The organism is Enterobacter cloacae complex sp. ECNIH7 (assembly GCF_002208095.1).
Classification (GTDB): Bacteria; Pseudomonadota; Gammaproteobacteria; order Enterobacterales; family Enterobacteriaceae; genus Enterobacter; species Enterobacter cloacae_M.
On record NZ_CP017990.1, the window covers coordinates 966332 to 992084 of the forward strand.

Sequence of the window (25753 nt, forward strand, 5' to 3'; positions counted from 1 at the left end):
CCTGTAAAATCATCGTTTGGGCGATTTTTGCAGCAAACGATTCAAAACGTGAGAAAAAGCGTTGACGAGATCGGAGGCGCACCGTAATATGCGCCTCGTTCCCCAAACGGGAACAGTGGAGCGGTAGTTCAGTCGGTTAGAATACCTGCCTGTCACGCAGGGGGTCGCGGGTTCGAGTCCCGTCCGTTCCGCCACTATTCAGAAGGCCTGAATCAGAAATGATTCAGGCCTTCGTCGTTTCAGCCTTCTGTAATCTCATTCTCTCACTTATTGTTAACATAAAGTTAATATGAATGGTGCAATTTATTAACAATTGCACGGGTGTAGTGCATTATTTGCACTATGGTTGTGCATTTCTCCATCGATCCTCTCCTCGCACCTCGTTCAGGATGTTTCTTTCTGTAAAAATAATTCACGCAGAATCATTTGGTTAACTCCTGCTTTCCAAAAATATGCCGAACCAATTACGTATTGGTTTGGTTATTGCTTAATCATTAGCACGATAAGCTTCATTCCATATCAATAACTTATCGTTAATAAAAATAAAGCAATGATGAAAGCGAGCGAACCAATATGGAAAAACCGTCACGGTTTCTGGCAAATTCCAGCACCGCGCTTGAGCAGCTGCGCGGGCTTATCAACCAGCATGAGTCAACACCAGGCATACCGCTGCCCACGGAACGTGAGCTGTCGGACACTCTCGGCGTAGGACGACGTGAAGTGCGTCGTGCGCTGGACGTGCTGGAAGAAGAGGGCCGCATCTGGCGTAAGCAGGGCAAAGGGACCTTTATTGGCCCGGCGGCACCTGTTGAACCGCTGGCCCTTCAGGGATTGGTTCAGCAGACCAACCTTCTGGAAGTGATGGAAGCTCGTCTACAGCTCGAACCCGGCTTAGCCCGGCTTGCGGCACTGCGTGCCACCAGGGAAAACCTCGCGCTCATGCAGCGCATGCTGGAACGCATCGACAAGGTCAGCCCGGATGACCGCGATCTCAACGAACTCTGGGACAGCGCCTTTCACCGGGCAATTGCCGAGGCGGCCGGCAACCGTCTGATGCTCGGCCTGTTTGATGCCATTGATGCCGTTCGGCGTGAACCGGGCTGGCAGCATCTGCGCGAATTAGCCCGCACGCCCGAACGTGTCGACAGCTATAACGACCACCACCATAAGATCATGTCTGCGATTATCCATCGCCAGCCTAATGAAGCCGCGGCCGCCATGCGCGAACACCTGCTCAGCCTGCAAACCGCCCTGATTCAGGCGATCCACCTTGAGGACGACTTCACGCCATGACGACAATACCCTTTAAGGACGCCACGCCCGTATTGCGGGTGCAAAACCTCAACGTTACGTTTGCTGGCTCGCCGGCTAGCGTGCTTGATGGTATCTCGCTGACCGTCAGGGCGGGCGAAACGCTGGCGCTGGTGGGAGAGTCCGGCTGCGGGAAAAGTATCACCTCACTGGCGCTGATGGGGTTACTGCCCGCCAGCGCGCAGATTGTCAGCGGCGAGATGCAGTTTCGCCGCCACGATCTGCGAAAGCTCTCGCCGCGGGAATATGCCGACCTGCGCGGCAGCGAGCTGGCGATGATTTTCCAGGAGCCGATGACCTCGCTCAATCCGGCGTTTACGCTGGGGGATCAGCTTAGCGAAGCGGTTATGCGGCACCAGAACGTCTCGCGCGCAGAGGCGATGAAGGTCGCGCTGCAGATCCTCGAGAAGGTACAGATCCCGGCGGCAGAGATGCGCCTGAAAGCATATCCCCACCAGCTTTCCGGCGGCATGCGCCAGCGGGTGATGATTGCGATGGCGCTGATTAACCATCCCAAACTGCTGATTGCCGACGAGCCCACCACTGCGCTCGACGTCACCATCCAGGCGCAAATCCTCGCCTTGCTCAACGCCTTAAAAGAGGAAACCGGCACGGCGGTGCTGATGATCACCCACGATTTAGGCGTCGTAGCAGAAGTCGCCCAGCAGGTAGCGGTGATGTATGCCGGACAGGTGGTGGAGCAGGGGAGCGTGGAGGCCATCTTTGCCGACCCGCAGCATCCGTACACCATCGGCCTGATGGGCTCGATTCCTTCACTTGGCGCACGCAAGGGCCAGCTCTCCACCATTCCCGGATCGGTCCCGCTCCCGGAATCCATGCCGAAAGGCTGCCGTTTTGCCACCCGCTGTCCGTTTGCGCAGTCGCGCTGCCATGCTGAAAAACCGCAGCTCACCGCGCTCGGCGCGGGCCATCAGGTCGCCTGCTTCCGCGTGCCGCTCGAACAGCACATTGCCCTGGGAGAAATCGCATGACCACGCCCATTCTTGAAGCCCGTGACCTCAGCAAACTTTTCCCCGGCCCCAAAAAACTCTTTACCCCGGCACGGTTTGTCACCGCGGTCGATCGCGTTTCGCTTGCCGTGATGCCGGGCGAAACGCTGGCGATCGTCGGCGAGTCCGGCTCCGGGAAATCTACCCTCGGTCGTCTGCTGTTGCGCCTGCTGGCCGCCAGCGAAGGGCGCGTGTTTTACCAGGGGGAAGAGATCACCGACGCCTCCGGTGCCCGCCTGAACCAGCTCCGGCGCGAGCTGCAGATTATCTTCCAGGATCCCTTCGCCTCGCTCAACCCGCGCATGACGGTGGAGCAGATCGTCGGGGAGCCGCTATGGCTGCATCAGAACATGAAAAAAGCGGATCGCCAGTACCGCGTTGCCGAGCTGCTCAAAACCGTTGGCCTGCCTGCCGCCTGGGCCGGGCGCTATCCGCACGAGTTTTCCGGCGGGCAGCGCCAGCGTATCGGCATTGCGCGCGCGCTGGCCTCGGGACCGAAGCTGCTGCTGGGCGATGAGCCGGTGTCCGCGCTGGACGTCTCCGTTCAGGCGCAGGTGGTCAACCTGCTGGAAAGCCTGAAGCACCAGCTGGGGCTGACGATGGTGATTGTCGCCCACGGCCTGGCGGTGATCCGCCATATGAGCGACCGCGTGGCGGTCATGTATCTCGGGCAAATCGTCGAGCTTGCCACCGTCGACGAGATTTTTGACGCGCCGCTGCACCCCTATACGCAGGCATTGATCGCTTCGGCACCGCAGATGCAACCGGGCGTTGAACGCGACGCGCCGCTGCTGCAGGGGGATCTGCCCAACCCGGCCAGCCCGCCGTCCGGCTGCCGTTTCCACACCCGCTGCCCGTACGTTACCGATGAATGCCGCCAGGTTGAGCCGATCAATCAGGTGCTCGACGGTGGACGTCAGGTTGCCTGTCATCGCTGGCAGGAGATCAACCGCGATCGCAGCATTATTCAGATCGCACCGCCATCCGCCGCCTTTCTGCGCCGCCGCGCGCTGTTTGAACACGCGGCCACCCACTCGTCCCTTCCTTCAAGGAACTCATGATAATGACAATGCGTAATTCTCTTTTGACCGTACTGGGAAGTGTTATGTTGCTTGGCGCGGCGCTGCCCGCCCATTCTGAAAGCGTGCTGCGGATCGGCCTGGGCGCTGACCCGGACATGCTCGACCCGCATCTGGCGCGCACCTACTATGGCCGCTTCGTCTTTGCCTCCCTGTGCGACAGGCTGGTGGACGTGGATGAAAATCTGAAGGTCGTCCCCGGCCTGGCTAAAGACTGGGCGTGGAGTGACGACGGTAAAACCCTGACGCTCAATCTGCGCGAAGGCGTCACCTTCCACGACGGTGAGAAATTCGATGCCGCCGCCGCAAAATACAACCTCGACCGCGCCCTGACCTTAAAAGGCTCTCTGCGTAAAAGCGAGATCTCTTCCGTTGAATCGGTCGAGGTCACCGGCCCGATGCAGATTGCGCTGCACCTGAAGACCCCCGATGCCGCGCTGCTGATGCAGCTCACCGACCGCGCGGGCGCGATGATGGCCCCGGAGGCGGCGAAAAAGCCTGACTTTGCCGCCCACCCGGTCTGCTCCGGCCCGTATAAATTTGACAGCCGCGTGTCCCAGGACCGCATCGTGCTGACCCGCTTCGACAACTACTGGAACAAAGGCGCCTACCACTTCGACAAAATCATCTATCTGCCGATCCCGGATGCCTCCGTGCGCCTCGCGAACCTGCGCGCGGGCGATCTTGACCTGACCGAAGGCATCGCCGCAAGCGACGTTAAAACCGTCGAAGCCGACAGCAAGCTGGCGCTGGCGAAGGTGACGGGCCTTGGCTATCAGGGCATCACCTTCAACATCAACAACGGCAAGGTGCCGGCCAACGATCCGTTCAAGGACGCCCGCGTGCGCGAGGCGTTTTCACAGGCCATCGACCGCGATGCGTTGAACCAGGTGGTCTTCGAAGGGCTTTACACCCCGGCAAACCAGGCGTTTTCCCCGGTCAGCCCGTATCACGTCAATCTGCCAGTCCCGCCGCGTGACGTCGACAAGGCTAAAGCGCTGCTGAAAGCGGCAGGCGTCACCGCGCCGCTCACCGTCAACCTGCTGGTGCCGAACAACCCAACCTCACAGCAGGTGGGCCAGGTGCTGCAGGCGATGGTCGCCGAGGCCGGATTTAACCTGAACCTGCAGATGACCGAATTCGCCACGCTGCTGGATCGACAGCAGAGCGGCGACTATCAGCTGAGCTTCTCCGGCTGGTCGGGTCGTCCGGATCCGGACGGCAGCATCTACGGCTTTATCCACAGCAAAGGCACGCTGAACGACGGCCGCTACAGCAACGCGCAGGTCGATGAGTGGCTGACCCAGGCGCGCCAGAGCACCGACCAGGCCGCACGCCAGCCGCTGTACGACAAGGTGGTGAAGCAGCTGCAAACCGACATGCCGATTGCCTACCTCTACTTCGAGCCGCGCATTTTCGGTCTGAACAAAAGCGTGCAGGGCTTTAAGCCGTACCCGGACGGCATCGTGCGTCTGGCGGGTTTGACGCTGGCGAAATAAAGGTCCTGAGGAGAACCCATGCTGGAACTGATTTGCAAACGTCTGCTGCTGGCTATACCAACCCTGCTGCTGGTGAGCATGATGGTGTTCGGACTGCAAAAGCTGCTGCCCGGCGACCCGCTGATCGCCATGGCCGGGGAGGAGCGCGACCCGGCGGTCATCGCCCAGCTGCGTGCGGAGCTGAACCTCGATGCGCCGATCCCCGTGCAGTATTTCCACTGGCTGACGCGGGCGCTGCAGGGCGATCTGGGCGTCTCCTTACGCACGCACGAACCGGTGACGCAGCTGATCGCCAGCAAGCTGCCGGTCACGCTGGAGTTGTCCCTGCTGGCGATGATTATCGCGCTGGTGTTTGGCATCAGCATGGGGATCCTCGCGGCGGTGAACAAAAACAGCTGGGTCGATCACGGGGCGAACTTCGTGGCGATCTCGGGGATCTCGATCCCGCACTTCTGGCTGGGGATCCTGCTGATACTGGTCTTTTCGGTGAACCTGCAGTGGCTGCCCGCATCCGGCTACGTGCCGTTCAGTGAAGATCCGCTTCAGAACCTGCGCACGCTGCTGCTGCCCGCGTCCGTGCTCGGAACCGGCCTCGCGGCGACGCTGATGCGCCACACCCGCGCCTCGATGATTGCCGTGCTGAAAGCGGATTACATCCGCACCGCGCGGGCGAAAGGGCTGCTGCCGAAGGCGGTGATCCTAAAGCACGCGTTTCGCAACGCGCTGGTGCCGGTCATCACCCTCACTACGCTGCTGTTCGGCGAGCTGCTGGGCGGCGCGGTGCTGACCGAGCAGGTCTTCACCATTCCGGGCTTCGGCAAGATGATCGTCGACTCGGTATTTAACCGTGACTACGCGGTGGTACAGGGCGTGGTGCTGATCGTGGCGATCGGCTTCCTGATGCTGAACCTGCTGGCCGACGTGCTTTACGTCCTTATCAACCCGAAAATGCGAGGTTAACCATGGCGGAACTGACGACGCAAACCGTTACGCCCGCGCTGCCGCGCGCGCAAAACCGGGTGCTGAAGAAATTCCTCGCCAACAAAAGCGCGGTGATTGGCGCGGTGGTGGTGGGATTCTTTGTGCTGGTGGCGCTGCTGGCGCCGTGGATCGCCCCGTTCGACCCGGTCAAAGCCAACTTCCTGGCAGTGCGCAAAGCGCCGTCGGCGATGTACTGGTTCGGCACCGACGAGCTGGGGCGCGACATTTTATCCCGCATAATCTGGGGTGCTCGCACCTCGCTGATGGCGGGCTGTATGTCGGTCGTTATCGCGGTGGTCATCGGCGTGCCGCTGGGTCTGGTGGCGGGTTACTTCCAGAAGATGTGGGACGGAGTGATCTCGCGGTTTATCGAGGCGCTGCTGGCCTGTCCATTCCTGATCATGGCGATCGCGCTGGGGGCATTTTTGGGCCCGAGCCTGACCAACGCGATGATTGCCATCGGTCTTTCGGCGATGCCGATCTTCGCCCGCCTGACGCGCGGCCAGGTGATCGCCATTCGCAACGAAGAGTACATCGACGGGGCGCGGGCGATTGGCCTGCCGGATCGCTGGATCATCATTAAATACGTCCTGCCGAACGTGATGTCTCCGATCCTCGTGCAGGCCACGCTGGCGATTGCCTCAGCGATTATCGCCGAAGCCAGCCTGTCGTTTTTAGGGCTGGGGCAGCAGCCGCCCAATCCGTCATGGGGCTCCATGCTCAACACCGCGAAAGGGTTTCTGGAGCAGGCGCCGTGGATGTCCGTTTTCCCCGGCGTGGCGATTTTCCTCGCCGTGCAGGGCTTTAATTTACTCGGCGACGGGCTGCGCGATGCGCTCGATCCGCGCCACGACTAAGGAGTCATGATGACCAAAGCGCTTGATTTTACGTCCGGTTACGCTTCACGCCGCCCGCCAATGATGGGCCGTAACGCCGTCGCCACGTCGCAGCCGCTGGCGGCACAGGCGGGAATGAAAATGCTGCAGCTGGGCGGCAACGCCGTTGATGCGGCCATTGCCGCCGCGATGGCGCTGACGGTGGTTGAGCCGACCGGCAACGGGATCGGCAGCGACGCCTTTGCCATCGTCTGGGACGGTGAAAAGCTGCACGGCCTGAACGCGTCCGGTCGTTCGCCTGCGAGCTGGCATGCGGATCTGTTTGCCGGAAAAACCGCGGTGCCGGAAATTGGCTGGGACGCGGTGACCGTGCCGGGCGCGGTATCCGGCTGGGTGGCGCTGGCGGAACGCTTCGGCACGCTGCCGCTGACCACGCTGGCGCAGCCTGCCATTGACTACGCGCGCAACGGTTTCCCTGTCTCCCCGCTGATTGGCCATCTCTGGCAGCGCGGCTATAGCAAGCTGAAAGATCAGCCGGGTTTTAGCGCCTGTTTCGCGCCGGAAGGCCGCGCCCCGCGCGTGGGGGAAATCTTCCGTAACCCGGCGCAGGCGAACTCGCTGGAGCTGATTGCTCGCACCAACGGTGAAGCCTTTTACCGCGGCGAGCTGTCGCAGAAAATTGCCGCTTTCGCCAAAGAACACGGCGCACACCTGACGGCTGAAGATCTGGCAAACCATCGCGTGGACTGGGTAGAGCTGCTGTCGCGCGACTTCGCGGGCGGTTCGGTGCAGGAATTGCCGCCAAATGGCCAGGGGATCGCCACGCTGATTGCGCTCGGCATTCTGGAGCAGTGCGGCATTGAGCAGCATCATCCGGATTCCGTGCAGTCCCTGCACCTGTCCATTGAGGCGATGAAGCTGGCGCTGGCGGATCTCGACCGCTACGTGGCGGATGAAGACCATATGGCGTTCGCGGCAAAAGAGCTGCTGAGCGACCATTATCTGAAGTCGCGCGCGGCGCTTATCAATCACGAGCACGCCTCTGATTTCATTTACGGTTCCCCGACGCAGAGCGGCACGGTCTACATCAGCACCGCTGACGCCAGCGGAATGATGGTGTCGTTTATTCAGTCCAACTACATGGGCTTCGGTTCAGGCATTGTGGTGCCGGATACGGGGATCAGCCTGCAAAACCGGGGCTGCGGCTTTGTGCTGGATCCAAAGCACCCGAACGCGCTGGCGGGCAGCAAGCGACCGTTCCACACCATCATTCCGGGCTTTGCGATGGACGGCAACGGCCAGCCGCTGATGTCCTTCGGCGTGATGGGCGGCCCGATGCAGGCGCAGGGGCACATGCAGATGGCGCTGCGCATTATGCTGCACGGGCAAAACCCACAGGCGGCAATTGATGCCCCGCGCTGGCGCGTGGTGCAGGGCAGGGAGGTGATCGTTGAATCGACCTTCGATCGCAATACTATCGCCGCGCTGCGCGAGCGGGGGCATCAGATCGTGGTGGAAGATCCGCTTCAGGATTACAACTTCGGCGGTGCACAGGTGATTTACCGCCTGCCGGAAGGCCACTACGTGGCCGCGACGGAAAGCCGCAAAGACGGGCAGGCGCTGGTGAGTTAATGATTTATCCTTCCTCTCCCAAAGGGGCTGAGGGGTCCTCATAAAATAATGCCTGCACGGACGCCCCCCTCTCCCTTGAGGGAGAGGGGCGGGGTGAGGGGAACATTTCACCCAATGCTAAACGGATCCGCATCCTGCCACGCCGGAAACTTCTCGCGATACTCCTGCAGCGCCGTCAGCGACAGCTCCGCATCAATGCGCGTCGCCTGATGCGGCTCGGCGGTGGCAATGATCTCGCCCTGCGGATTCACTACCCGGCTGTCGCCGCGGTAGTGATGCCCGTTGCCGTCGGTTCCCACGCGGTTGCAGCCCACCACGTACGCCTGGTTCTCAATCGCGCGCGCCACCAGCAGCGACTGCCAGTGCAGGGAGCGCGGTGCGGGCCAGTTGGCAACATACAGCGCCAGGTCGTAATCGTTGCGGTTGCGCGACCACACCGGGAAGCGCAGGTCGTAGCAAACCAGCGGCAAAATACGCCAGCCGCGCCACTCGAACACCACGCGTTCGTGACCCGCTTCATAGTGATGATGCTCATCCGCCATGCGGAACAGGTGGCGTTTATCGTAAAAATGCACTTTCCCTTCCGGCTCCACCAACAGGAAGCGGTTCACCGGCCCGCGATCCGTTTGCAGGGCGGCGCTCCCGGCGATCAGCGCGTTGGTCTGCTGCGCTTTGGCGTGCATCCAGGCGACCACCTCATCCTGCGGCATTGACTGCTGTGCCGCTCCCATGGCGAAGCCGGTTGTGAACATCTCCGGCAGGACAATCACATCACGCCCGGTAATCTCTTCCAGTTGACGATCAAAGTGGCGCAGGTTGGCGGGGCCATCCATCCACACTAAAGGTTGCTGCAAAATCGAAATCTTCAAACCAGGCACGATACAGACTCCTCAAACGACCGCTTTTTGACACTTTAGCACGTCATTACGAGAAAATGTGGCAATAAAAAACCCCGCGCGGGGCGGGGTTTGTATAAGCGAAACGCGTTACGCCGCTTCAGGCTTGCGGTGCTTCTCCGGCAGCTTTACCGGCTGCGTCGCCAGCTCGTCCGGTTCGAAATCATCCACGTTAATGCTGCGCAGACGGCTCTCTTCGGCTTTCACCAGCAGAGCGGCTTCATCTTTATTGATAATGCCGCCGGCCAGCGCCTGTTTTGCCAGTTCGTCCAGACGGGTAAACGGCAGGTTTTTGCCCAGCTGTTTACAGATTTTCTGGTGAATCGGATCGGCAGCCATCACGTCCAGCAGCGCCTCTTCCAGCAGACCCACCGGGTTATGCGGCGTCGGCGTCAGATACTGACCACGACCGATACGGGAGCGGGTTGCGCTCGGTACCTGCAGGATCTTCGCCACCTTGTGGTCCAGCTTGTCGGACGGCGCCAGATGGTGACGACCGGTCGGGAAGATCACCGCGCGCAGAGCGCCCGCCACGAAGCGGTTCGGGAAGTTCGCCAGCAGGTCGTCAATCGCCTGTTCAGCCTGATACATCGCATCCTGAACGCCCCAGTGCACCAGCGGCAGATCCGCTTCCTGACGGCCTTCATCGTCGTAACGCTTCAGGACCGCAGAGGCCAGGAAGATCTGGCTCAGCACATCCCCCAGACGGGCAGAAATACGCTCGCGACGCTTCAGGCTACCGCCCAGCACCGCCATGGAGACGTCAGACAGCAGAGCCAGGTTGGCGCTAAGACGGTTCAGATGCTGGTAGTAACGTTTGGTCGCATCGCCGGTCGGCGTCGCGCTGGTAAGACCGCGCGTCAGGCCCAGCCAGAAGCTGCGCACCTTGTTGCTGCCCACGTGACCGATATGTTTGAAGAGCAGCTTATCGAAGGCATCCACGTCGTTGTTCTGCGCGGCAGCCATCTCTTCCAGCACGTACGGATGGCAGCGGATTGCGCCCTGACCGAAGATCATCATGCTGCGGGTCAGGATGTTTGCCCCTTCCACGGTGATGGCAATCGGTGCGCCCTGATAGCCGCGCGCCAGGAAGTTGCCTTCGCCGAGCATAATGCCTTTACCGCCCGCGATATCCATCGCGTCAATGATCGACTGCTGCGCGCGGTGGGTACAGTGATACTTCACAATCGCGGACAGCACGGCCGGTTTTTCGCCCAGCATAATACCGTAGGTAATCAGAGAAGCCGCGGCATCCATCACGTAGGCGTTGCCCGCGATACGCGCCAGCGGCTCTTCGATACCTTCCATCTTGCCGATGGAGATTTTGAACTGACGGCGGATATGAGCGTAAGCGCCAATCCCCATCGCGACCGACTTCAGACCGCCGGTTGAGTTCGACGGCAGGGTAATGCCGCGGCCCACGGACAGACATTCCACCAGCATACGCCAGCCCTGACCGGCCATTTTCGGACCGCCGATGATGTAGTCAATCGGCACAAAGATGTCCTGACCGCGGGTCGGACCGTTCTGGAACGGCACGTTCAGCGGGAAGTGACGACGACCAATTTCAACGCCTGGGGTAGAAGTTGGGATCAGCGCGCAGGTAATGCCCAGATCTTCTTCACCGCCCAGCAGTTTTTCCGGGTCAGAGAGCTTAAAGGCCAGACCCAGCACGGTGGCGATTGGCGCCAGGGTGATATAACGCTTGTTCCAGGTCAGGCGCATGCCCAGCACCTGCTCGCCCTGCCACTCGCCCATGCAGACCACGCCGGTGTCCGGGATCGCGCCTGCATCGGAGCCCGCTTCCGGGCTGGTCAGCGCGAAGCATGGGATTTCCTGACCGCGTGCCAGACGCGGCAGGTAGTGATCTTTCTGCTCTTCGGTACCGTAATGCTGCAGCAGTTCGCCCGGGCCTAAGGAGTTAGGCACGCCAACGGTAATCGCCAGAATCCCGGAGACGCCTGCCAGCTTTTGCAGGACGCGAGCCTGAGCGTAAGCGGAGAATTCCAGACCGCCGTACTCTTTCTTGATGATCATCGCGAAGAAGCGATGTTCTTTCAGATACGCCCACAGCTCTGGCGGCAGATCGGCCATTTCATGGGTGATGGCAAAGTCGTTGGCCATACGGCACGCTTCTTCCACCGGGCCGTCAATAAAGGCCTGTTCTTCAGCGGTCAGGCGCGGCTGCGGATAGTTATGCAGCTTTTTCCAGTCCGGGTTGCCCTGGAACAGATCGCCTTCCCACCAGGTGGTGCCCGCATCAATCGCTTCTTTCTCGGTGCGCGACATTGGCGGCATCACTTTGCGGAAGCCTTTGAACACCGGCGCAGAGATCATTGATTTACGCATCGGGGCAAGGTTAAACGGCAGAAGAATGATGGCAAGAGGGACTAAAAGCCAGATATTCCAGAGGCCTGCGGCGCCAAGCGCAGCCGTCCAGGCCAGAAGAATCAGGCTGCTCAGGAATAAACTCACGCGGTGATAGAACAACACACCGAGCAGAACAACGGTTGCGAGAATGCTCAAAATCATCATAAAGAAAAGCTCCCTTGCTTGTAGGAGGTCTGACCACTTGTGATGATATGGTTGTAGTTGATGTTATTTCCTTTAGCAATGTGTTTACAAAATAATTACAACCTGGTTCACATTGTTCGCGTTTTAGCCGGCACAAAAAATCAAAACGCCGGACGTTTCGCATGGCTTTAGCTTCTCGCTTTTCCCGCTATCCGGTACACTCCACTGTGTTATTTCATCAATACTGAAGGATTATCCTCATGTACCAGGATCTTATTCGTAACGAACTGAACGAAGCGGCGGAAACGCTGGCGAACTTTCTGAAAGATGATGCCAATATTCACGCTATTCAGCGCGCAGCGGTCCTGCTTGCCGACAGCTTCAAAGCCGGTGGCAAAGTGCTCTCCTGCGGTAACGGCGGTTCCCACTGTGACGCTATGCACTTCGCAGAAGAGCTGACCGGACGCTATCGCGAAAACCGTCCGGGCTACCCGGCGATTGCGATTTCCGACGTGAGCCACATCTCCTGCGTAGGCAACGACTTCGGTTACGACCACATCTTCTCCCGCTACGTTGAAGCCGTAGGCCGTGAAGGCGACGTGCTGCTGGGGATCTCTACTTCTGGCAACTCCGGCAACGTGATCAAAGCGATCGCCGCCGCGCGTGAAAAAGGGATGAAGGTCATCACCCTGACCGGTAAAGATGGCGGTAAGATGGACGGTACAGCGGATGTCGAAATTCGCGTTCCGCACTTCGGTTATGCTGACCGTATTCAGGAAATTCACATCAAAGTGATCCACATCCTGATTCAGCTGATCGAAAAAGAGATGGTTAAGTAAGACTTCGCTGGGGGGCTTCGGTGCCCCCCGCTGTTGTGGAGGTATTTTATGTGCGAACTGCTCGGGATGAGCGCCAATGTGCCAACCGATATCTGCTTTAGCTTCACCGGGCTGGTTCAGCGCGGTGGAGGAACCGGGCCGCATAAAGACGGCTGGGGCATCACCTTCTACGAAGGCAAAGGGTGTCGCACGTTCAAAGATCCACAGCCCAGCTTTAACTCACCTATTGCCAAACTGGTGCAGGACTACCCGATCAAGTCCCGCTCGGTAATCGCCCACATCCGTCAGGCTAACCGTGGCGAAGTAGCGCTGGAAAATACCCATCCGTTTACCCGCGAGCTGTGGGGCCGAAACTGGACCTACGCGCACAACGGGCAGCTAACGGGCTATAAGTCGCTGGAGACGGGCAATTTCCGCCCGGTCGGCGAAACGGACAGCGAAAAAGCCTTCTGCTGGCTGCTGCACAAGCTGACGGAGCGCTATCCCCGCACGCCCGGCAACATGACTGCCGTATTCAAATACATCGCGACGCTGGCGTCTGAACTGCGTGAAAAAGGCGTGTTCAACATGCTGCTCTCTGACGGCCGCTATGTGATGGCGTTCTGCTCGACGAATCTGTTCTGGATCACCCGCCGTGCGCCGTTTGGCGTTGCGACGCTGCTCGATCAGGATGTGGAGATAGACTTTCAGAAGGAGACCACACCGAACGATGTGGTCACTGTTATCGCAACGCAGCCGCTGACGGGCAACGAAACCTGGCAAAAGATTATGCCAGGCGAGTGGAAGCTATTTTGTCTCGGGGACCGTGTAATTTGACGCCAGCTGCGGGTGGACGACTTCGTGGCTCAGCGGTTTGCTGACCACGTAACGGCCATCGACGATAGAGACCACCGGTGGCTTGTGGGTCTGCTCAAAGTAGTCGTAACCCGGCTTCAGCTGTTTCCAGAAATCCGCGTAGTATGAGTACTTGTGACGCGCCATGTTGGCGTCCGTCATGCGGAACGGATAGATGCTGACCTGTACGTTAGGCTGCCCAAAGACCAGCGCGCCCGTCACGAACTGGAAAATCTCATCAATGCCGGAGTCGGTCATCGCATAACAGCCGATAGACACGCAGGCACCGTGGATCATCAGATATTTACCTTCATAACCGTGTGCACGGTCATAGGCATTCGGGAAGCCGATGTTGATGGCTTTATAAAAGCGGCTGTCAGGCTTGAGCTGGCTGCGCTGAACGTTGTAGAACCCTTCCGGACTTTTGAAATCGCCCTGACGCTGTTTTGGCCCCAGTCCGCCGGAGTAGTTACAAATTTTGTAACTATCAAGCAGCTGATATGTCTCGCCCATTTTGACAAACAGATCGAGAGTGCGCTCTTCCTTGAAGATCTGAATATAAACCGGCGATCCCATTAACTGCTGTTTATATTCCTTGCTGACCGGCGTCGTTGAGCTATTACTGCTGAGCAGTCCGGCAAACGACATGCACGGCATCAGAAGCATCGCAATGAACAATGCGATTTTACGCATACTACTAGTTCCTTGATAAAACCATGACCAACTTGCCAGGACGGCAAAAGAGACCCGAAATCAGATTATTCTGTTAGGAGCGCTCACATTAGCACCGCTATAGATTTTCGCAAGAGCCGGGCGGTGAGTTTACAAATTAGTTTTACTTTATAAACCATCAAAATTGCGATGGCTCCAGGAACTTTGCGCATTAGCTCGCAATTTGGCGCGCGCGACGGCGGATTCCCTGCCCGCGGGAAGGGGAAAATGTTACACTTTGCGCCCACTGGATTGTTGTTCATGGAAACCTGCTAACCACATGTTTAAAATTAAAAAAGGACTTGATCTGCCGATTGCAGGCGTGCCAGCGCAGCACGTTTCGACAGGCGCAAGTGTCCGTCATGTCGCCATTTTGGGCGAAGACTACCTGGGTATGCGTCCTTCAATGCTGGTACAGGAGGGCGAACGCGTTATCAAAGGACAGGCGCTCTTTGAGGACAAAAAAAATCCCGGCGTGATGTTTACGGCCCCCGCGAGCGGCACCGTTGTGGCCATCAACCGTGGCGAACGGCGCGTTCTGCAGTCGGTGGTTATCCGCATTGAGGGCGATGAAAAGCGTGAATTTGCCCATTACGACATAGCAGAACTCGCGTCGCTGAACCGTGACGCCGTTCAGAATCAGCTCCTGGCGTCCGGTTTATGGACCGCGCTTCGTACGCGCCCCTTCAGCAAATCCCCTGTTCCGGGCACGGAACCGGCCGCGATTTTCGTCACGGCCATCGACACCAACCCGCTCAGCGTGGACCCGGAACCGGTTATCCTGGCGCAGCGAAAAGCTTTTGATGCAGGACTCACAATTCTAACCCGCCTCACGCCCGGAAAAGTGCACGTTTGTCAGGCCGGCGGCGGCAAGCCTGGCGGCCATCCGCTGGGGCAGGTCACGTTTAATGAATTTTCTGGCCCGCATCCGGCGGGGCTGGCCGGGACGCACATCCATTTCCTTGAGCCAGTCAGCCTGACGAAACAGGTCTGGCACCTTAATTATCAGGACGTCATCGCCATCGGTAAGCTCTTTACTACGGGTGAACTCTGCGCTGAACGGATAATCGCCATCGGCGGACCGCAGGCTGCAAATCCGCGCCTGGTGAAGACGCTGCTGGGCGCTGACATCAACGAACTGCTGGTGGGGGAAACGAAAGAGGGCGAAAACCGCCTGATTTCCGGATCGGTCCTCAGCGGTCGCCATGCTGCCAATGCGCACGCGTACCTGGGACGTTTCCATTTGCAGGTCAGCATTGTGCAGGAAGGGCGGGAGAAAGAGCTGTTTGGCTGGGTTCTGCCAGGCGCAGAAAAATACTCCGTCACCCGAACCACGCTGGGCCACTTCCTGCGTAATAAGCTGTTTAACTTCTCAACCAGCACGCACGGTGGCGAGCGCGCCATGGTCCCGATTGGCAACTACGAGCGCGTCATGCCGCTGGATATTCTTCCCACCGTGCTGCTGCGCGATCTTCTGGCCGGCGATACCGACGGCGCGCAGGCGCTGGGCTGTCTGGAGCTTGACGAAGAAGATCTGGCGCTCTGTACCTATGTCTGTCCGGGCAAATACGAATATGGACCGGTATTGCGCGAGGTGTTAACCCGCATTGAGCAGGAAGGATAACCGATGGGCTTAAAACACCTCTTTGAAAAAATTGAGCCGCACTTTACCGAAGGGAAGCTCAAAAAGTACTACCCGTTATATGAAGCAACGACGACCATTTTCTACACGCCGGGCCTGGTGACGAAAGGGGCGGCGCACGTTCGCGATGCCATCGACCTGAAACGCATGATGATTCTGGTGTGGTTTGCCGTCTTCCCGGCGATGTTCTGGGGCATGTATAACGTCGGCCTGCAGACCATTCCGGCGCTGCACCACATGTACGATGCACAGCAGCTGGCGCAGGTGATCCAGTCCGACTGGCACTACCGTCTGGCCCAGTCGTTAGGGGTGAGCTTCGCCGCAGATGCGGGCTGGCTGAGCATGATGACGCTGGGCGCGGTGTTCTTCCTGCCGATTTACATCACGGTATTCGTCGTGGGCGGCTTTTGGGAAGTGCTGTTTGCCATTATCCGTAAACATGAGATCAATGAAGGCTTCTTCGTTACCTCTATCCTGTTTGCCCTGATTGTTCCCCCAACGCTACCGCTCTGGCAGGCGGCGCTTGGCATCAGCTTCGGCGTGGTGATAGCCAAAGAGATCTTCGGCGGCACCGGGCGGAACTTCCTCAACCCGGCGCTGGCGGGACGCGCGTTTCTGTTCTTTGCTTATCCGGCGCAAATCTCGGGCGACCTCGTGTGGACGGCGGCAGACGGTTTTTCCGGCGCGACGCCGCTTTCACAGTGGGCGGCACACGGCGGCGAAACGCTGGTTAACAACGCAACGGGTCAGCCAGTCACCTGGTTTGATGCCTTCATTGGCAATATTCCGGGCTCTATCGGAGAAGTCTCTACGCTGATGATTTTGCTTGGCGGCGCGATCATTCTTTTTGGTCGCGTGGCCTCCTGGCGGATCGTTGCGGGCGTGATGATCGGCATGGTGCTGACTGCCACCCTGTTCAACGTAATCGGCTCGACCACCAATCCGATGTTCTCCATGCCGTGGTACTGGCATCTGGTGCTGGGTGGCTTTGCGTTCGGCATGATGTTTATGGCGACGGACCCCGTCTCTGCCTCGTTTACAGATAAAGGTAAATGGAGCTATGGCGTGCTCATTGGCGCGATGTGCGTTCTGATCCGCGTGGTCAACCCGGCGTATCCGGAAGGGATGATGCTGGCCATTCTGTTTGCCAACCTGTTTGCGCCGCTCTTCGATTACCTGGTGGTGCGGGCCAACATTAAGCGGAGGAAGGCGCGTGGCTGAGGTTAAAAATAACGACAGCATCAGCAAAACGCTGCTGGTGGTGCTGGTGCTCTGTCTGGTCTGTTCTATTGTCGTGGCCGGTTCCGCCGTGGGGTTAAAACCCCTGCAGCAGGAGCAACGTGCGCTGGATAAACAGCGCAACATTCTTGCCGTTGCCGGGCTGATGCAGGAAGGAATGAGCGCAGATGACGTTTCGGCCGTCTTTGCTGAACGTATTTCGGCGCGTCTGGTGGATTTAAAAACGGGTGAACTGCTGGATAAAGACCCGGCAAAATTCAACCAGGCGCTGGCGCTTAAAGATCCGCAGATGAGCCTGACGCTGGAGGCATCGCAAGATCCCGCCGGGATTAAGCGTCGCAGCAACCTGGCCGAAATCTATCTGGTTCGCGACCCCCAAAAACGTATTCAGGAAGTGGTACTGCCTGTTTACGGTAACGGCCTGTGGTCAATGATGTATGCCTTTGTAGCATTGGATACCGATGGCCGCACGGTAAAAGGCATTACGTATTACGACCAGGGCGAAACGCCGGGGCTGGGTGGCGAAGTTGAGAACCCTAACTGGCGGGCACAGTTTGTCGGCAAGAAAGTGCTCGACGATAACGGTCTGCCTGCGCTGAAGGTGATGAAAGGGGCGGCACGTCCCGGTGACGACTACGCCGTTGACGGGCTTTCCGGCGCTACGCTCACATCAAAAGGCGTGCAGCACAGTTTTGATTTCTGGATGGGCGAGCTGGGCTTTGGTCCTTTCCTGAAAAACGTACGTGAAGGAGCGCTGAACAATGGCTGATACCGGTGAACTGAAAGAAGTTAAAAAGGTGCTCATTGGCCCACTGTTAGCCAATAACCCGATCACGCTCCAGGTGCTGGGCGTCTGTTCCGCTCTGGCGGTAACGACCAAGCTGGAAACGGCGGTGGTGATGACGCTGGCGGTCACACTGGTCACGGCATTCTCCAGCATGTTTATCTCGATGATCCGCCACCACATTCCCAACAGCGTGAGGATCATCGTACAGATGGCGATCATCGCCTCGCTGGTGATCGTGGTCGATCAGCTGCTGCGCGCCTTCGCCTATGAAACCTCAAAGCAGCTCTCGGTGTTTGTCGGGCTGATCATCACCAACTGTATCGTCATGGGGCGAGCGGAAGCCTACGCCATGAAAATGCCGCCGCTGGCGAGCTTTATGGACGGCATCGGCAACGGCCTTGGCTACGGCGTGATCCTCCTGACCGTTGGGTTCCTGCGCGAGCTGATTGGCAGCGGCAAGCTGTTTGGCATCACGGTGCTGGACACGGTGCAGAACGGCGGCTGGTATCTGCCAAACGGCCTGTTCCTGCTGGCTCCTAGCGCATTTTTCATTATCGGTTTGTTGATCTGGCTGATTCGTACGCTGAAGCCAGAACAGCAGGAAAAGGAGTAACCGACAATGGCTCATTACCTGAGTTTGTTTGTGCGTGCGGTGTTTGTTGAAAACATGGCGCTCGCGTTTTTCCTCGGCATGTGTACATTCCTTGCGGTTTCCAAAAAAGTGTCGACGGCATTTGGTCTCGGTATCGCGGTCACCGTGGTGCTCGGCTTATCAGTACCGATCAACAATCTGGTGTACAACTTTGTGCTGCGGGACGGCGCGCTGGTGGAAGGAGTTGATCTCAGCTTCCTGAACTTCATCACCTTTATCGGGGTGATCGCGGCGCTGGTGCAAATCCTCGAGATGATCCTCGATAAGTATTTCCCGTCGCTCTACAACGCGCTGGGGATCTTCCTGCCGCTGATCGCGGTGAACTGCGCCATCTTTGGCGGCGTCTCGTTTATGGTGCAGCGTGATTACAACTTCAGCGAATCCGTAGTGTACGGTTTTGGTTCCGGCATCGGCTGGATGCTGGCGATTGTCACCATGGCGGGGATCCGCGAGAAAATGAAGTACGCCAACGTGCCAGCGGGTCTGCGTGGCTTGGGGATCACCTTTATCACCACCGGGCTGATGGCGCTGGGCTTTATGTCCTTCTCCGGTGTGCAGCTATAAGGGCTAACAGATGGAAATTATCCTTGGCGTGGTGATGTTCACGCTGATTGTACTGGTGCTGTCAGGGCTTATTCTGGCGGCGCGCGCGAAGCTGGTGAATTCCGGCGACGTGGTCATTGATATTAACGACGAGCCGCAGAATCAGATCCGCACGCCGGCGGGAGACAAGCTGCTCAACACGCTCTCCGGTAACGGCATTTTTGTCTCCTCAGCCTGCGGCGGCGGCGGTTCCTGCGGGCAGTGCCGCGTGACGGTAAAAGAGGGCGGTGGCGATATTCTGCCAACCGAGCTGGCGCATATCACAAAGCGTGAGGCAAAAGAGGGCTGTCGTCTGGCCTGCCAGGTCGCGGTGCGCCAGAACATGAAGATAGAGCTGCCGGAAGAGATCTTCGGCGTCAAAAAATGGGAGTGCGAGGTTATCTCTAATGATAACAAAGCCACCTTTATTAAAGAGCTGAAGCTGCGGGTGCCGGAAGGTGAGCATGTCCCGTTCCGCGCCGGAGGATACATTCAGATTGAGTGCCCGGAGCACGCTGTGGCCTATGCGGACTTTGACGTGCCGCATGAGTACCGCGCCGACTGGGACAAATTCAATCTCTTCCGCTTTGTATCTGAGGTGAAAGAGCCGACGCTGCGCGCCTACTCGATGGCCAACTACCCGGAAGAGAAGGGCATCATCATGCTCAACGTGCGTATCGCCACGCCGCCACCGAATGTGCCGGATGCACCGCCGGGCGTCATGTCGTCATACATCTGGTCCCTGAAGCCTGGCGATAAGGTGACGATCTCCGGCCCGTTCGGGGAGTTCTTCGCGAAAGATACCGACGCGGAAATGGTCTTTATCGGCGGCGGTGCCGGTATGGCCCCGATGCGCTCGCACATCTTTGACCAGCTCAAGCGGCTGGGTAGCCAGCGTAAGATCAGCTTCTGGTACGGGGCGCGCTCGCTGCGCGAGATGTTCTATGAAGATGAGTTTGAACAGCTGGCGCGTGAAAACCCGAACTTCACCTTCCATGTGGCGCTTTCCGATCCGCAGCCGGAAGATAACTGGACGGGCTATACGGGGTTCATCCACAACGTGCTGTATGAAAACTACCTCAAACAGCACCCGGCGCCTGAGGACTGCGAGTTCTATATGTGTGGTCCCCCGATGATGAACGCCGCCGTGATTAAGATGCTGAAAGATCTCGGTGTCGAAGATGAGAACATCTTGCTCGATGACTTTGGAGGCTGATGATGCTGACGTTTCTGGCAACCTTTGTGGTGTTTGTGCTTGTCATCTTCGGCATGTCGTTAGGCTGGATCGTTAAGCGGAAAAGCATTCAGGGCAGCTGCGGCGGTATTTCTTCTATTGGGATGGAAAAGGTTTGCGACTGCCCGGAACCGTGCGATGCGCGGAAGAAAAGGATGGCCCGCGAACAGCAGCGCATTATTTAATTTTTTTGTAGGCCGGGTAAGGCAAAGCCGCCACCCGGCGTTCTCACATCTGCTTCTCAATCCTCATTTGTTTACTGTATACTTATCCAGTGATGAGTGAGGGCTTACTATGCGCAAAATAATCCATGTCGATATGGACTGCTTTTTTGCCGCAGTGGAGATGCGTGACAACCCGGCGCTGCGGGATATTCCCATCGCCATTGGCGGCAGCCGCGTTCAGCGTGGTGTCATCAGCACCGCCAACTATCCTGCGCGCAAATTTGGCGTGCGCAGCGCGATGCCGACGGCGATGGCCTTAAAGCTCTGCCCTCATCTCACGCTTCTGCCCGGCCGGTTTGAAGCCTATAAAGAGGCTTCCCTTCATATTCGGGAAATCTTCTCCCGCTATACTTCTTTGATAGAGCCGCTGTCGCTGGACGAAGCCTATCTGGATGTGACCGACAGCGTGCACTGCCACGGCTCCGCCACGCTGATGGCGCAGGAGATCCGCCAGACGATTTTCAACGAGCTGAATCTGACGGCTTCGGCGGGCGTCGCGCCCGTTAAATTCCTTGCCAAAATTGCCTCCGATTTAAATAAGCCCAACGGTCAGTACGTCATTACGCCTGACGAGGTGCCGGCGTTTTTGAAAACGCTGCCGCTTGGCAAAATACCTGGGGTAGGAAAAGTCTCCGCCGCAAAGCTGGAAAGCATGGGGCTACGGACCTGCGAAGATGTGCAGCGAAGCGATCTCGCCATGCTGCTCAAGCGCTTTGGAAAGTTTGGCCGCGTACTGTGGGAGCGTAGCCAGGGGATTGACGATCGCGATGTGAACAGCGAACGGCTACGAAAATCCGTCGGCGTTGAGCGCACCCTCAGTGAAGATATTCATGACTGGTCCGAATGCGAAACCATTATCACGGAACAGCTTTACCCGGAGCTGGAACGACGCTTAAGCAAGGTGAAGCCGGACCTGCTGATTGCCCGTCAGGGTATCAAATTAAAATTCAACGACTTCCAGCAGACCACGCAGGAACACGTCTGGCCGCGTCTGAATAAGGACGATCTCATTGCGACGGCGAAAAAGGCATGGGAAGAGCGCCGGGGCGGGCGAGGGGTGAGGCTGGTGGGATTGCACGTCACGCTGCTGGATCCGCAGTTAGAGCGACAGCTGGTTTTGGGATTGTAAAAAAGCCCGGTGCGCTATGCTTACCGGGCCTACGTTTTTCACCCTCTCCCTTTGGGAGAGGGCTGGGGTGAGGGTATTACTTAACAGGGATCGCTTTCAGCAGCTCAGTCAGCAGCGTCCAGTAGTGACCGACGCTTTCGATATGAACCTGCTCATCCGGCGAGTGCGGGCCGGTAATGGTTGGCCCGATGGACACCATGTCCATGTCCGGATACGGTTTCTTGAACAGGCCACATTCCAGACCGGCGTGGATCACCTGAATGTTCGGCGTGCTGTTGAACAGACGCTGATAGGTTTCACGCACCAGCGCCATCACCGGAGAACTTGCATCCGGCTGCCAGCCCGGGTAGCTGCCTTTTGCAGACGTTTTCGCGCCCGCCAGCGTGCCCAGAGATTCCAGCATGCTCACCACGTACTCTTTACCGCTGTCGATCAGAGAGCGGATCAGGCAGATGATTTCCGCGCTGTCGTTGCTCATGGTCACCACGCCCACGTTCAGTGAGGTTTCCACCACGCCTTTCGCCACGTCAGAGTTGCGGATCACGCCGTTTGGCGTCGCGTTCAGCAGCTGAACGAAGGTGTCACGAGACTGCGCGGTCAGCGCGGCTTTATCTGTAGATACAGATTCCAGCACTACGGTCAGGTTTTTCTCTTTCGCCGACAGTTCGTTTTTCAGGATATCCAGGTATACGCTGGAGAGTTTTTTCAGCTCGTCCGCTTTTGCCGCGGGAACCGCTACGGTGGCGAACGCTTCGCGCGGAATCGCGTTACGCAGGGTACCGCCGTTGAAGTCCACCAGACGCAGATCCAGCTCGGCCGCATGGCCTGCCAGGAAGCGCGCCAGCAGCTTGTTGGCGTTACCCAGACCCAGGTGAATATCACCGCCGGAGTGGCCGCCTTTCAGCCCTTTCAGCGTCAGCTTGAAAGTCTGGAAGCCCGCAGGAATCGCTTCGCGCGACAGCGGCAGGGTAGAGATGAAATCAATCCCGCCCGCGCAGCCCATGTAGATCTCACCTTCTTCTTCAGAGTCGGTGTTGATCAGGATGTCCGCCTGCAGCCAGTTCGCCTGCAGACCGAACGCGCCGTCCATGCCAGCTTCTTCGGTCATGGTCAGCAGCACTTCCAGCGGACCGTGCTCAACGCTGTCGTCGGCCAGCACGGCCAGCGCAGAGGCCATACCGATGCCGTTATCCGCGCCCAGCGTGGTGCCGCGTGCTTTCACCCAGTCGCCGTCGATGTACGGTTGAATCGGGTCTTTGGTGAAGTCGTGAACGGTGTCGTTGTTCTTCTGTGGCACCATGTCCAGGTGCGCCTGCAGCACAACCGGTTTGCGGTTTTCCATCCCTGCGGTAGCAGGTTTGCGGATCAGAATGTTGCCAACCTGGTCACGTTCAGCATGCAGACCTTTTTCCTTCGCCCAGCCCATAATATGTTCGGCAAGCTGTTCTTCATGGTAGGAAGGGTGTGGAATGGAGCAGATTTTCGCAAAAATATCCCACAGCGGCTGCGGAGATAATTGAGACAGTTCAGACACGATAAGTCTCCTTGTCGAGGCGCTGCAAACAGGGTTGCAGGTCACAGGGTTAGCAGGTTAATAGTTACCACAAGTCAGGCTTGCGAGATGAAACTGAGAATACCACTTTCTCTGCTGGCTGGTAGCATAAAGCATGTAAAAACTCAGGCAGAGGGCGCTAAACACTGGTTTTTAGTGCGTCAGATCTCTATAATCTCGCGCAACCTATTTCCCCCTCGAACACTTTTTAAGCCGTATAAAAACAGGCTGGGACACTTCACATGAGCGAAAAATACGTCGTCACCTGGGACATGTTGCAGATTCACGCACGCAAACTGGCTGCGCGTCTGATGCCTTCCGAACAGTGGAAAGGCATTATTGCCGTCAGCCGTGGCGGTCTGGTACCGGGGGCGCTGCTGGCACGTGAGCTGGGTATTCGTCATGTCGATACCGTTTGCATCTCCAGCTATGACCATGACAACCAGCGTGAGCTGACCGTGCTGAAACGTGCGGAAGGCGACGGCGAAGGTTTCATCGTTATTGATGACCTGGTGGATACCGGCGGTACTGCGGTTGCTATCCGCGAAATGTATCCGAAAGCACATTTCGTCACTATCTTCGCGAAACCTGCTGGCCGCCCGCTGGTTGACGATTACGTGATTGATATCCCGCAGGACACCTGGATTGAACAGCCATGGGATATGGGCGTGGTCTTCGTACCGCCTATTTCAGGCCGTTAATACCAGTACGTAACTTTACACGCCCGACTATGTCGGGCGTTGTTCTTTTTGGCCTGCCACGCGTTACAATAGTCTTCATATGACGTATTCATGGAGGCAACGCAATGACGCAGGCGAATCTCACCGAGACTCTCTTCAAACCCCGTTTCAAACACCCTGAAACGTCGACGCTGGTGCGTCGCTTCAATCCGGGTACCCAGCCTGCCGTCCAGTCCGCGTTAGACGGTAAAAATGTGCCTCACTGGTATCGCATGATTAACCGCCTGATGTGGATCTGGCGCGGTATTGACCCCCGTGAAATCCTTGATGTGCAGGCACGTATCGTGATGAGTGAAGCCGAACGTACCGACAGCGAACTCTACGACACCGTGGTGGGCTACCGTGGCGGAAACTGGATCTACGAGTGGTCTAAACAGGCGATGCTCTGGCAGCAAAAAGCCAGCCAGGAAGAGGACGCCACGCGCAGCGGCAAGCACTGGCTGCATGCGGCCAATCTCTACGCCATCGCCGCGTATCCGCATCTAAAAGGCGATGAGCTGGCAGAGCAGGCCCAGGCGCTGGCGAACCGTGCTTATGAAGAGGCGGCGCAGCGTTTGCCGGGTCAAATGCGCGAGCTTGAGTTCACCATTCCAGGTGGCGCACCCGTCACCGGGTTCCTGCATATGCCGGAAGGCGACGGCCCGTTCCCGACCGTCCTCATGTGCGGCGGGCTGGATTCGCTGCAAATTGATTATTACAGCCTGTATGAGCGCTACTTCGCACCAAAAGGGATCGCGATGCTGACGCTTGATATGCCTTCAATTGGTTTCTCATCCAAATGGAAACTGACTCAGGATTCCAGCCTGCTGCACCAGCATGCGCTCAAAGCGCTGGAAAACATTCCGTGGGTTGACCACACCCGCGTGGCGGCTTTCGGCTTCCGTTTCGGCGCGAACGTCGCGGTGCGTCTGGCTTACCTTGAATCTTCTCGTCTGAAAGCCGTCGCCTGCCTCGGCCCGGTCGTACACGCTCTGCTCAGCGATCCCGCACGCCAGGGGAGCGTACCTGAAATGTACCTTGATGTGCTGGCCAGCCGCCTTGGCATGCATGATGCATCAGACGAAGCGCTGCGCGTTGAGCTCAATCGTTACTCGTTAAAAACGCAGGGGCTGCTGGGACGTCGCTGCCCAACGCCGATGTTGTCAGGGTTCTGGAAAAACGATCCGTTCAGCCCGGAAGAAGAGTCGCGATTAATCACTTCGTCATCTGCGGATGGCAAATTGCTTGAGGTGCCGTTCAGCCCGGTCTATCAGAATTTCGACAAATCACTGAAAGAGATTACGCGCTGGATCGCTCAGAGATTGTGTTAATAGATTGCTAAATTTCGCTGGTTTGGTAAAACAGTGGCTTCACAAAAGGAGATCGCAATGACGTTACCGAGTGGACACCCGAAAAGTAGACTGATTAAGAAGTTTATGGCTCTCGGCCCGTATATTCGAGAAGAGCAGTGTGAAGAGAATCGCTTTTTTTTCGACTGCCTGGCTGTATGCGTCAACGTGAAGCCTGCACCCGAAAAACGTGAATTCTGGGGCTGGTGGATGGAAATGGAAGCAGAGGAAAAACGCTTTACGTATAGCTACCAGTTTGGCCTGTTTAATAAAGACGGCAACTGGCAGGCGACCACTATCAAAGATCAGGAAGTCATTGACCGCCTGGAATACACCCTGAAAGAGTTTCACGACAAAGCGAGCGCACTGCTGGCGACTCTGGATCTCAAGTTCGAACCCGCAGATGACTTTTCCAGCGAAGCGGTGAAGCTGACTGCCTGATAGCGTCACAGCGCCGGGTGGCGGCTTCGCCTTACCCGGCCTACAAAATGCACTATCCCGT

The 25753-nt window shown here is 57.8% G+C and carries 24 protein-coding genes and 1 tRNA gene; 21 read left to right on the forward strand and 4 right to left on the reverse strand.

The annotated features are described in order from the left end of the window. Positions 1-117: 117 nt before the first annotated feature. From WM95_RS04630 to WM95_RS04665, 8 genes are all read left to right on the forward strand, one after another. A tRNA-Asp gene (locus tag WM95_RS04630) sits at positions 118-194 on the forward strand. A gap of 379 nt (positions 195-573) precedes the next feature. Beyond that, entirely contained in the window at positions 574-1293 is a 720-nt protein-coding gene (locus WM95_RS04635) for a FadR/GntR family transcriptional regulator (protein ID WP_023334601.1), read from the forward strand. Beyond that, positions 1290-2303, forward strand: a complete 1014-nt coding sequence (locus WM95_RS04640; protein ID WP_023310488.1) for an ABC transporter ATP-binding protein — start codon at positions 1290-1292, stop codon at positions 2301-2303. Before WM95_RS04635 ends, WM95_RS04640 begins: the two co-directional genes overlap by 4 nt. Then, positions 2300-3382: an ABC transporter ATP-binding protein gene (locus tag WM95_RS04645; RefSeq protein WP_045356212.1), complete on the forward strand. Its 1083-nt coding sequence runs from the start codon at positions 2300-2302 to the stop codon at positions 3380-3382. Before WM95_RS04640 ends, WM95_RS04645 begins: the two co-directional genes overlap by 4 nt. A 2-nt stretch (positions 3383-3384) precedes the next feature. Continuing rightward, on the forward strand, positions 3385-4899 hold the full coding sequence (locus WM95_RS04650) for an ABC transporter substrate-binding protein (protein WP_072254631.1): 1515 nt from the start codon (positions 3385-3387) through the stop codon (positions 4897-4899). An 18-nt stretch (positions 4900-4917) separates the two neighbouring features. Further along, complete coding sequence (locus tag WM95_RS04655) at positions 4918-5859, forward strand: ABC transporter permease (RefSeq protein ID WP_023310491.1); 942 nt, start codon at positions 4918-4920, stop codon at positions 5857-5859. 2 nt (positions 5860-5861) lie between these two features. Beyond that, positions 5862-6737: an ABC transporter permease gene (locus WM95_RS04660; RefSeq protein ID WP_029739694.1), complete on the forward strand. Its 876-nt coding sequence runs from the start codon at positions 5862-5864 to the stop codon at positions 6735-6737. A gap of 9 nt (positions 6738-6746) precedes the next feature. Then, a complete protein-coding gene (locus WM95_RS04665; RefSeq protein WP_088544649.1) occupies positions 6747-8348 on the forward strand; it encodes a gamma-glutamyltransferase family protein in 1602 nt (533 codons plus the stop codon). Positions 8349-8455: 107 nt separating this feature from the next. Here the strand turns inward: WM95_RS04665 and WM95_RS04670 are convergent, their stop codons facing one another. Together WM95_RS04670 and fadE are read right to left on the reverse strand one after the other, a co-directional pair. Beyond that, positions 8456-9226, reverse strand: a complete 771-nt coding sequence (locus WM95_RS04670) for an amidohydrolase (RefSeq protein ID WP_088544650.1) — start codon at positions 9224-9226, stop codon at positions 8456-8458. Positions 9227-9334: 108 nt separating this feature from the next. After that, positions 9335-11779 (reverse strand): acyl-CoA dehydrogenase FadE, encoded by a 2445-nt coding sequence (gene fadE, locus WM95_RS04675; protein WP_023310495.1) that lies wholly within the window; start codon positions 11777-11779, stop codon positions 9335-9337. 239 nt (positions 11780-12018) lie between these two features. Between fadE and lpcA the strand changes: the two genes are divergently transcribed. Together lpcA and WM95_RS04685 are read left to right on the forward strand one after the other, a co-directional pair. Beyond that, on the forward strand, positions 12019-12597 hold the full coding sequence (lpcA, locus tag WM95_RS04680; RefSeq protein WP_010427884.1) for a D-sedoheptulose 7-phosphate isomerase: 579 nt from the start codon (positions 12019-12021) through the stop codon (positions 12595-12597). A gap of 48 nt (positions 12598-12645) precedes the next feature. Further along, on the forward strand, positions 12646-13413 hold the full coding sequence (locus WM95_RS04685) for a class II glutamine amidotransferase (RefSeq protein ID WP_063408779.1): 768 nt from the start codon (positions 12646-12648) through the stop codon (positions 13411-13413). Here WM95_RS04685 and dpaA read toward each other — a convergent pair. Further along, positions 13384-14124 carry a peptidoglycan meso-diaminopimelic acid protein amidase gene (gene dpaA, locus WM95_RS04690; RefSeq protein WP_023310497.1) on the reverse strand — a complete coding sequence of 247 codons (741 nt, stop codon included), beginning with the start codon at positions 14122-14124 and terminating at the stop codon, positions 13384-13386. The genes WM95_RS04685 and dpaA overlap by 30 nt on opposite strands. Positions 14125-14422: 298 nt before the next feature. On the opposite strand from dpaA, the gene WM95_RS04695 reads away from it, so the two are divergent. The 8 genes from WM95_RS04695 to dinB all read left to right on the forward strand — a co-directional run bounded on the left by WM95_RS04695 (position 14423) and on the right by dinB (position 21631). Continuing rightward, complete coding sequence (locus WM95_RS04695) at positions 14423-15766, forward strand: Na(+)-translocating NADH-quinone reductase subunit A (RefSeq protein WP_063408778.1); 1344 nt, start codon at positions 14423-14425, stop codon at positions 15764-15766. Positions 15767-15769: 3 nt separating this feature from the next. After that, entirely contained in the window at positions 15770-17005 is a 1236-nt protein-coding gene (locus WM95_RS04700; RefSeq protein WP_029739701.1) for an NADH:ubiquinone reductase (Na(+)-transporting) subunit B, read from the forward strand. Beyond that, a complete protein-coding gene (locus WM95_RS04705; RefSeq protein WP_033144700.1) occupies positions 16998-17792 on the forward strand; it encodes a Na(+)-translocating NADH-quinone reductase subunit C in 795 nt (264 codons plus the stop codon). Before WM95_RS04700 ends, WM95_RS04705 begins: the two co-directional genes overlap by 8 nt. Beyond that, positions 17785-18423 carry an NADH:ubiquinone reductase (Na(+)-transporting) subunit D gene (locus WM95_RS04710; RefSeq protein ID WP_014882676.1) on the forward strand — a complete coding sequence of 213 codons (639 nt, stop codon included), beginning with the start codon at positions 17785-17787 and terminating at the stop codon, positions 18421-18423. Before WM95_RS04705 ends, WM95_RS04710 begins: the two co-directional genes overlap by 8 nt. A gap of 6 nt (positions 18424-18429) precedes the next feature. After that, positions 18430-19026, forward strand: a complete 597-nt coding sequence (gene nqrE, locus WM95_RS04715) for an NADH:ubiquinone reductase (Na(+)-transporting) subunit E (protein WP_008500255.1) — start codon at positions 18430-18432, stop codon at positions 19024-19026. Between the two features lie 10 nt (positions 19027-19036). Further along, on the forward strand, positions 19037-20260 hold the full coding sequence (nqrF, locus tag WM95_RS04720; RefSeq protein ID WP_023310501.1) for an NADH:ubiquinone reductase (Na(+)-transporting) subunit F: 1224 nt from the start codon (positions 19037-19039) through the stop codon (positions 20258-20260). Then, positions 20260-20463, forward strand: coding sequence for a (Na+)-NQR maturation NqrM (nqrM, locus tag WM95_RS04725; protein WP_023615899.1), 204 nt, complete (start codon positions 20260-20262; stop codon positions 20461-20463). Before nqrF ends, nqrM begins: the two co-directional genes overlap by 1 nt. Positions 20464-20572: 109 nt before the next feature. Further along, positions 20573-21631, forward strand: a complete 1059-nt coding sequence (dinB, locus tag WM95_RS04730; protein WP_023310503.1) for a DNA polymerase IV — start codon at positions 20573-20575, stop codon at positions 21629-21631. Between the two features lie 76 nt (positions 21632-21707). Here the strand turns inward: dinB and pepD are convergent, their stop codons facing one another. Beyond that, positions 21708-23165 (reverse strand): cytosol nonspecific dipeptidase, encoded by a 1458-nt coding sequence (gene pepD / locus WM95_RS04735; RefSeq protein ID WP_045400541.1) that lies wholly within the window; start codon positions 23163-23165, stop codon positions 21708-21710. Positions 23166-23425: 260 nt separating this feature from the next. Between pepD and gpt the strand changes: the two genes are divergently transcribed. The 3 genes from gpt (at position 23426) to crl (ending at position 25692) form a co-directional block, all read left to right on the forward strand. Continuing rightward, positions 23426-23884, forward strand: a complete 459-nt coding sequence (gene gpt / locus WM95_RS04740; protein ID WP_010427903.1) for a xanthine phosphoribosyltransferase — start codon at positions 23426-23428, stop codon at positions 23882-23884. 104 nt (positions 23885-23988) lie between these two features. Beyond that, positions 23989-25233, forward strand: coding sequence for an esterase FrsA (gene frsA, locus WM95_RS04745; RefSeq protein WP_045356220.1), 1245 nt, complete (start codon positions 23989-23991; stop codon positions 25231-25233). A 57-nt stretch (positions 25234-25290) separates the two neighbouring features. After that, a complete protein-coding gene (gene crl / locus WM95_RS04750) occupies positions 25291-25692 on the forward strand; it encodes a sigma factor-binding protein Crl (protein WP_008500249.1) in 402 nt (133 codons plus the stop codon). Positions 25693-25753 lie beyond the last annotated feature (61 nt).

Coding starts and splice junctions, on each gene's coding strand:
- WM95_RS04640 (WP_023310488.1), top strand. CDS start 1,290: ATGACGACAATACCCTTTAAGGACGCCACGCCCGTATTGCGGGTGCAA.
- nqrM (WP_023615899.1), top strand. CDS start 20,260: ATGATGCTGACGTTTCTGGCAACCTTTGTGGTGTTTGTGCTTGTCATC.
- WM95_RS04685 (WP_063408779.1), top strand. CDS start 12,646: ATGTGCGAACTGCTCGGGATGAGCGCCAATGTGCCAACCGATATCTGC.
- dinB (WP_023310503.1), top strand. CDS start 20,573: ATGCGCAAAATAATCCATGTCGATATGGACTGCTTTTTTGCCGCAGTG.
- gpt (WP_010427903.1), top strand. CDS start 23,426: ATGAGCGAAAAATACGTCGTCACCTGGGACATGTTGCAGATTCACGCA.
- WM95_RS04635 (WP_023334601.1), top strand. CDS start 574: ATGGAAAAACCGTCACGGTTTCTGGCAAATTCCAGCACCGCGCTTGAG.
- nqrF (WP_023310501.1), top strand. CDS start 19,037: ATGGAAATTATCCTTGGCGTGGTGATGTTCACGCTGATTGTACTGGTG.
- frsA (WP_045356220.1), top strand. CDS start 23,989: ATGACGCAGGCGAATCTCACCGAGACTCTCTTCAAACCCCGTTTCAAA.
- WM95_RS04645 (WP_045356212.1), top strand. CDS start 2,300: ATGACCACGCCCATTCTTGAAGCCCGTGACCTCAGCAAACTTTTCCCC.
- nqrE (WP_008500255.1), top strand. CDS start 18,430: ATGGCTCATTACCTGAGTTTGTTTGTGCGTGCGGTGTTTGTTGAAAAC.
- WM95_RS04695 (WP_063408778.1), top strand. CDS start 14,423: ATGTTTAAAATTAAAAAAGGACTTGATCTGCCGATTGCAGGCGTGCCA.
- dpaA (WP_023310497.1), bottom strand. CDS start 14,124: ATGCGTAAAATCGCATTGTTCATTGCGATGCTTCTGATGCCGTGCATG.
- WM95_RS04665 (WP_088544649.1), top strand. CDS start 6,747: ATGACCAAAGCGCTTGATTTTACGTCCGGTTACGCTTCACGCCGCCCG.
- crl (WP_008500249.1), top strand. CDS start 25,291: ATGACGTTACCGAGTGGACACCCGAAAAGTAGACTGATTAAGAAGTTT.
- WM95_RS04700 (WP_029739701.1), top strand. CDS start 15,770: ATGGGCTTAAAACACCTCTTTGAAAAAATTGAGCCGCACTTTACCGAA.
- WM95_RS04710 (WP_014882676.1), top strand. CDS start 17,785: ATGGCTGATACCGGTGAACTGAAAGAAGTTAAAAAGGTGCTCATTGGC.
- fadE (WP_023310495.1), bottom strand. CDS start 11,779: ATGATGATTTTGAGCATTCTCGCAACCGTTGTTCTGCTCGGTGTGTTG.
- WM95_RS04655 (WP_023310491.1), top strand. CDS start 4,918: ATGCTGGAACTGATTTGCAAACGTCTGCTGCTGGCTATACCAACCCTG.
- WM95_RS04660 (WP_029739694.1), top strand. CDS start 5,862: ATGGCGGAACTGACGACGCAAACCGTTACGCCCGCGCTGCCGCGCGCG.
- WM95_RS04650 (WP_072254631.1), top strand. CDS start 3,385: ATGACAATGCGTAATTCTCTTTTGACCGTACTGGGAAGTGTTATGTTG.
- lpcA (WP_010427884.1), top strand. CDS start 12,019: ATGTACCAGGATCTTATTCGTAACGAACTGAACGAAGCGGCGGAAACG.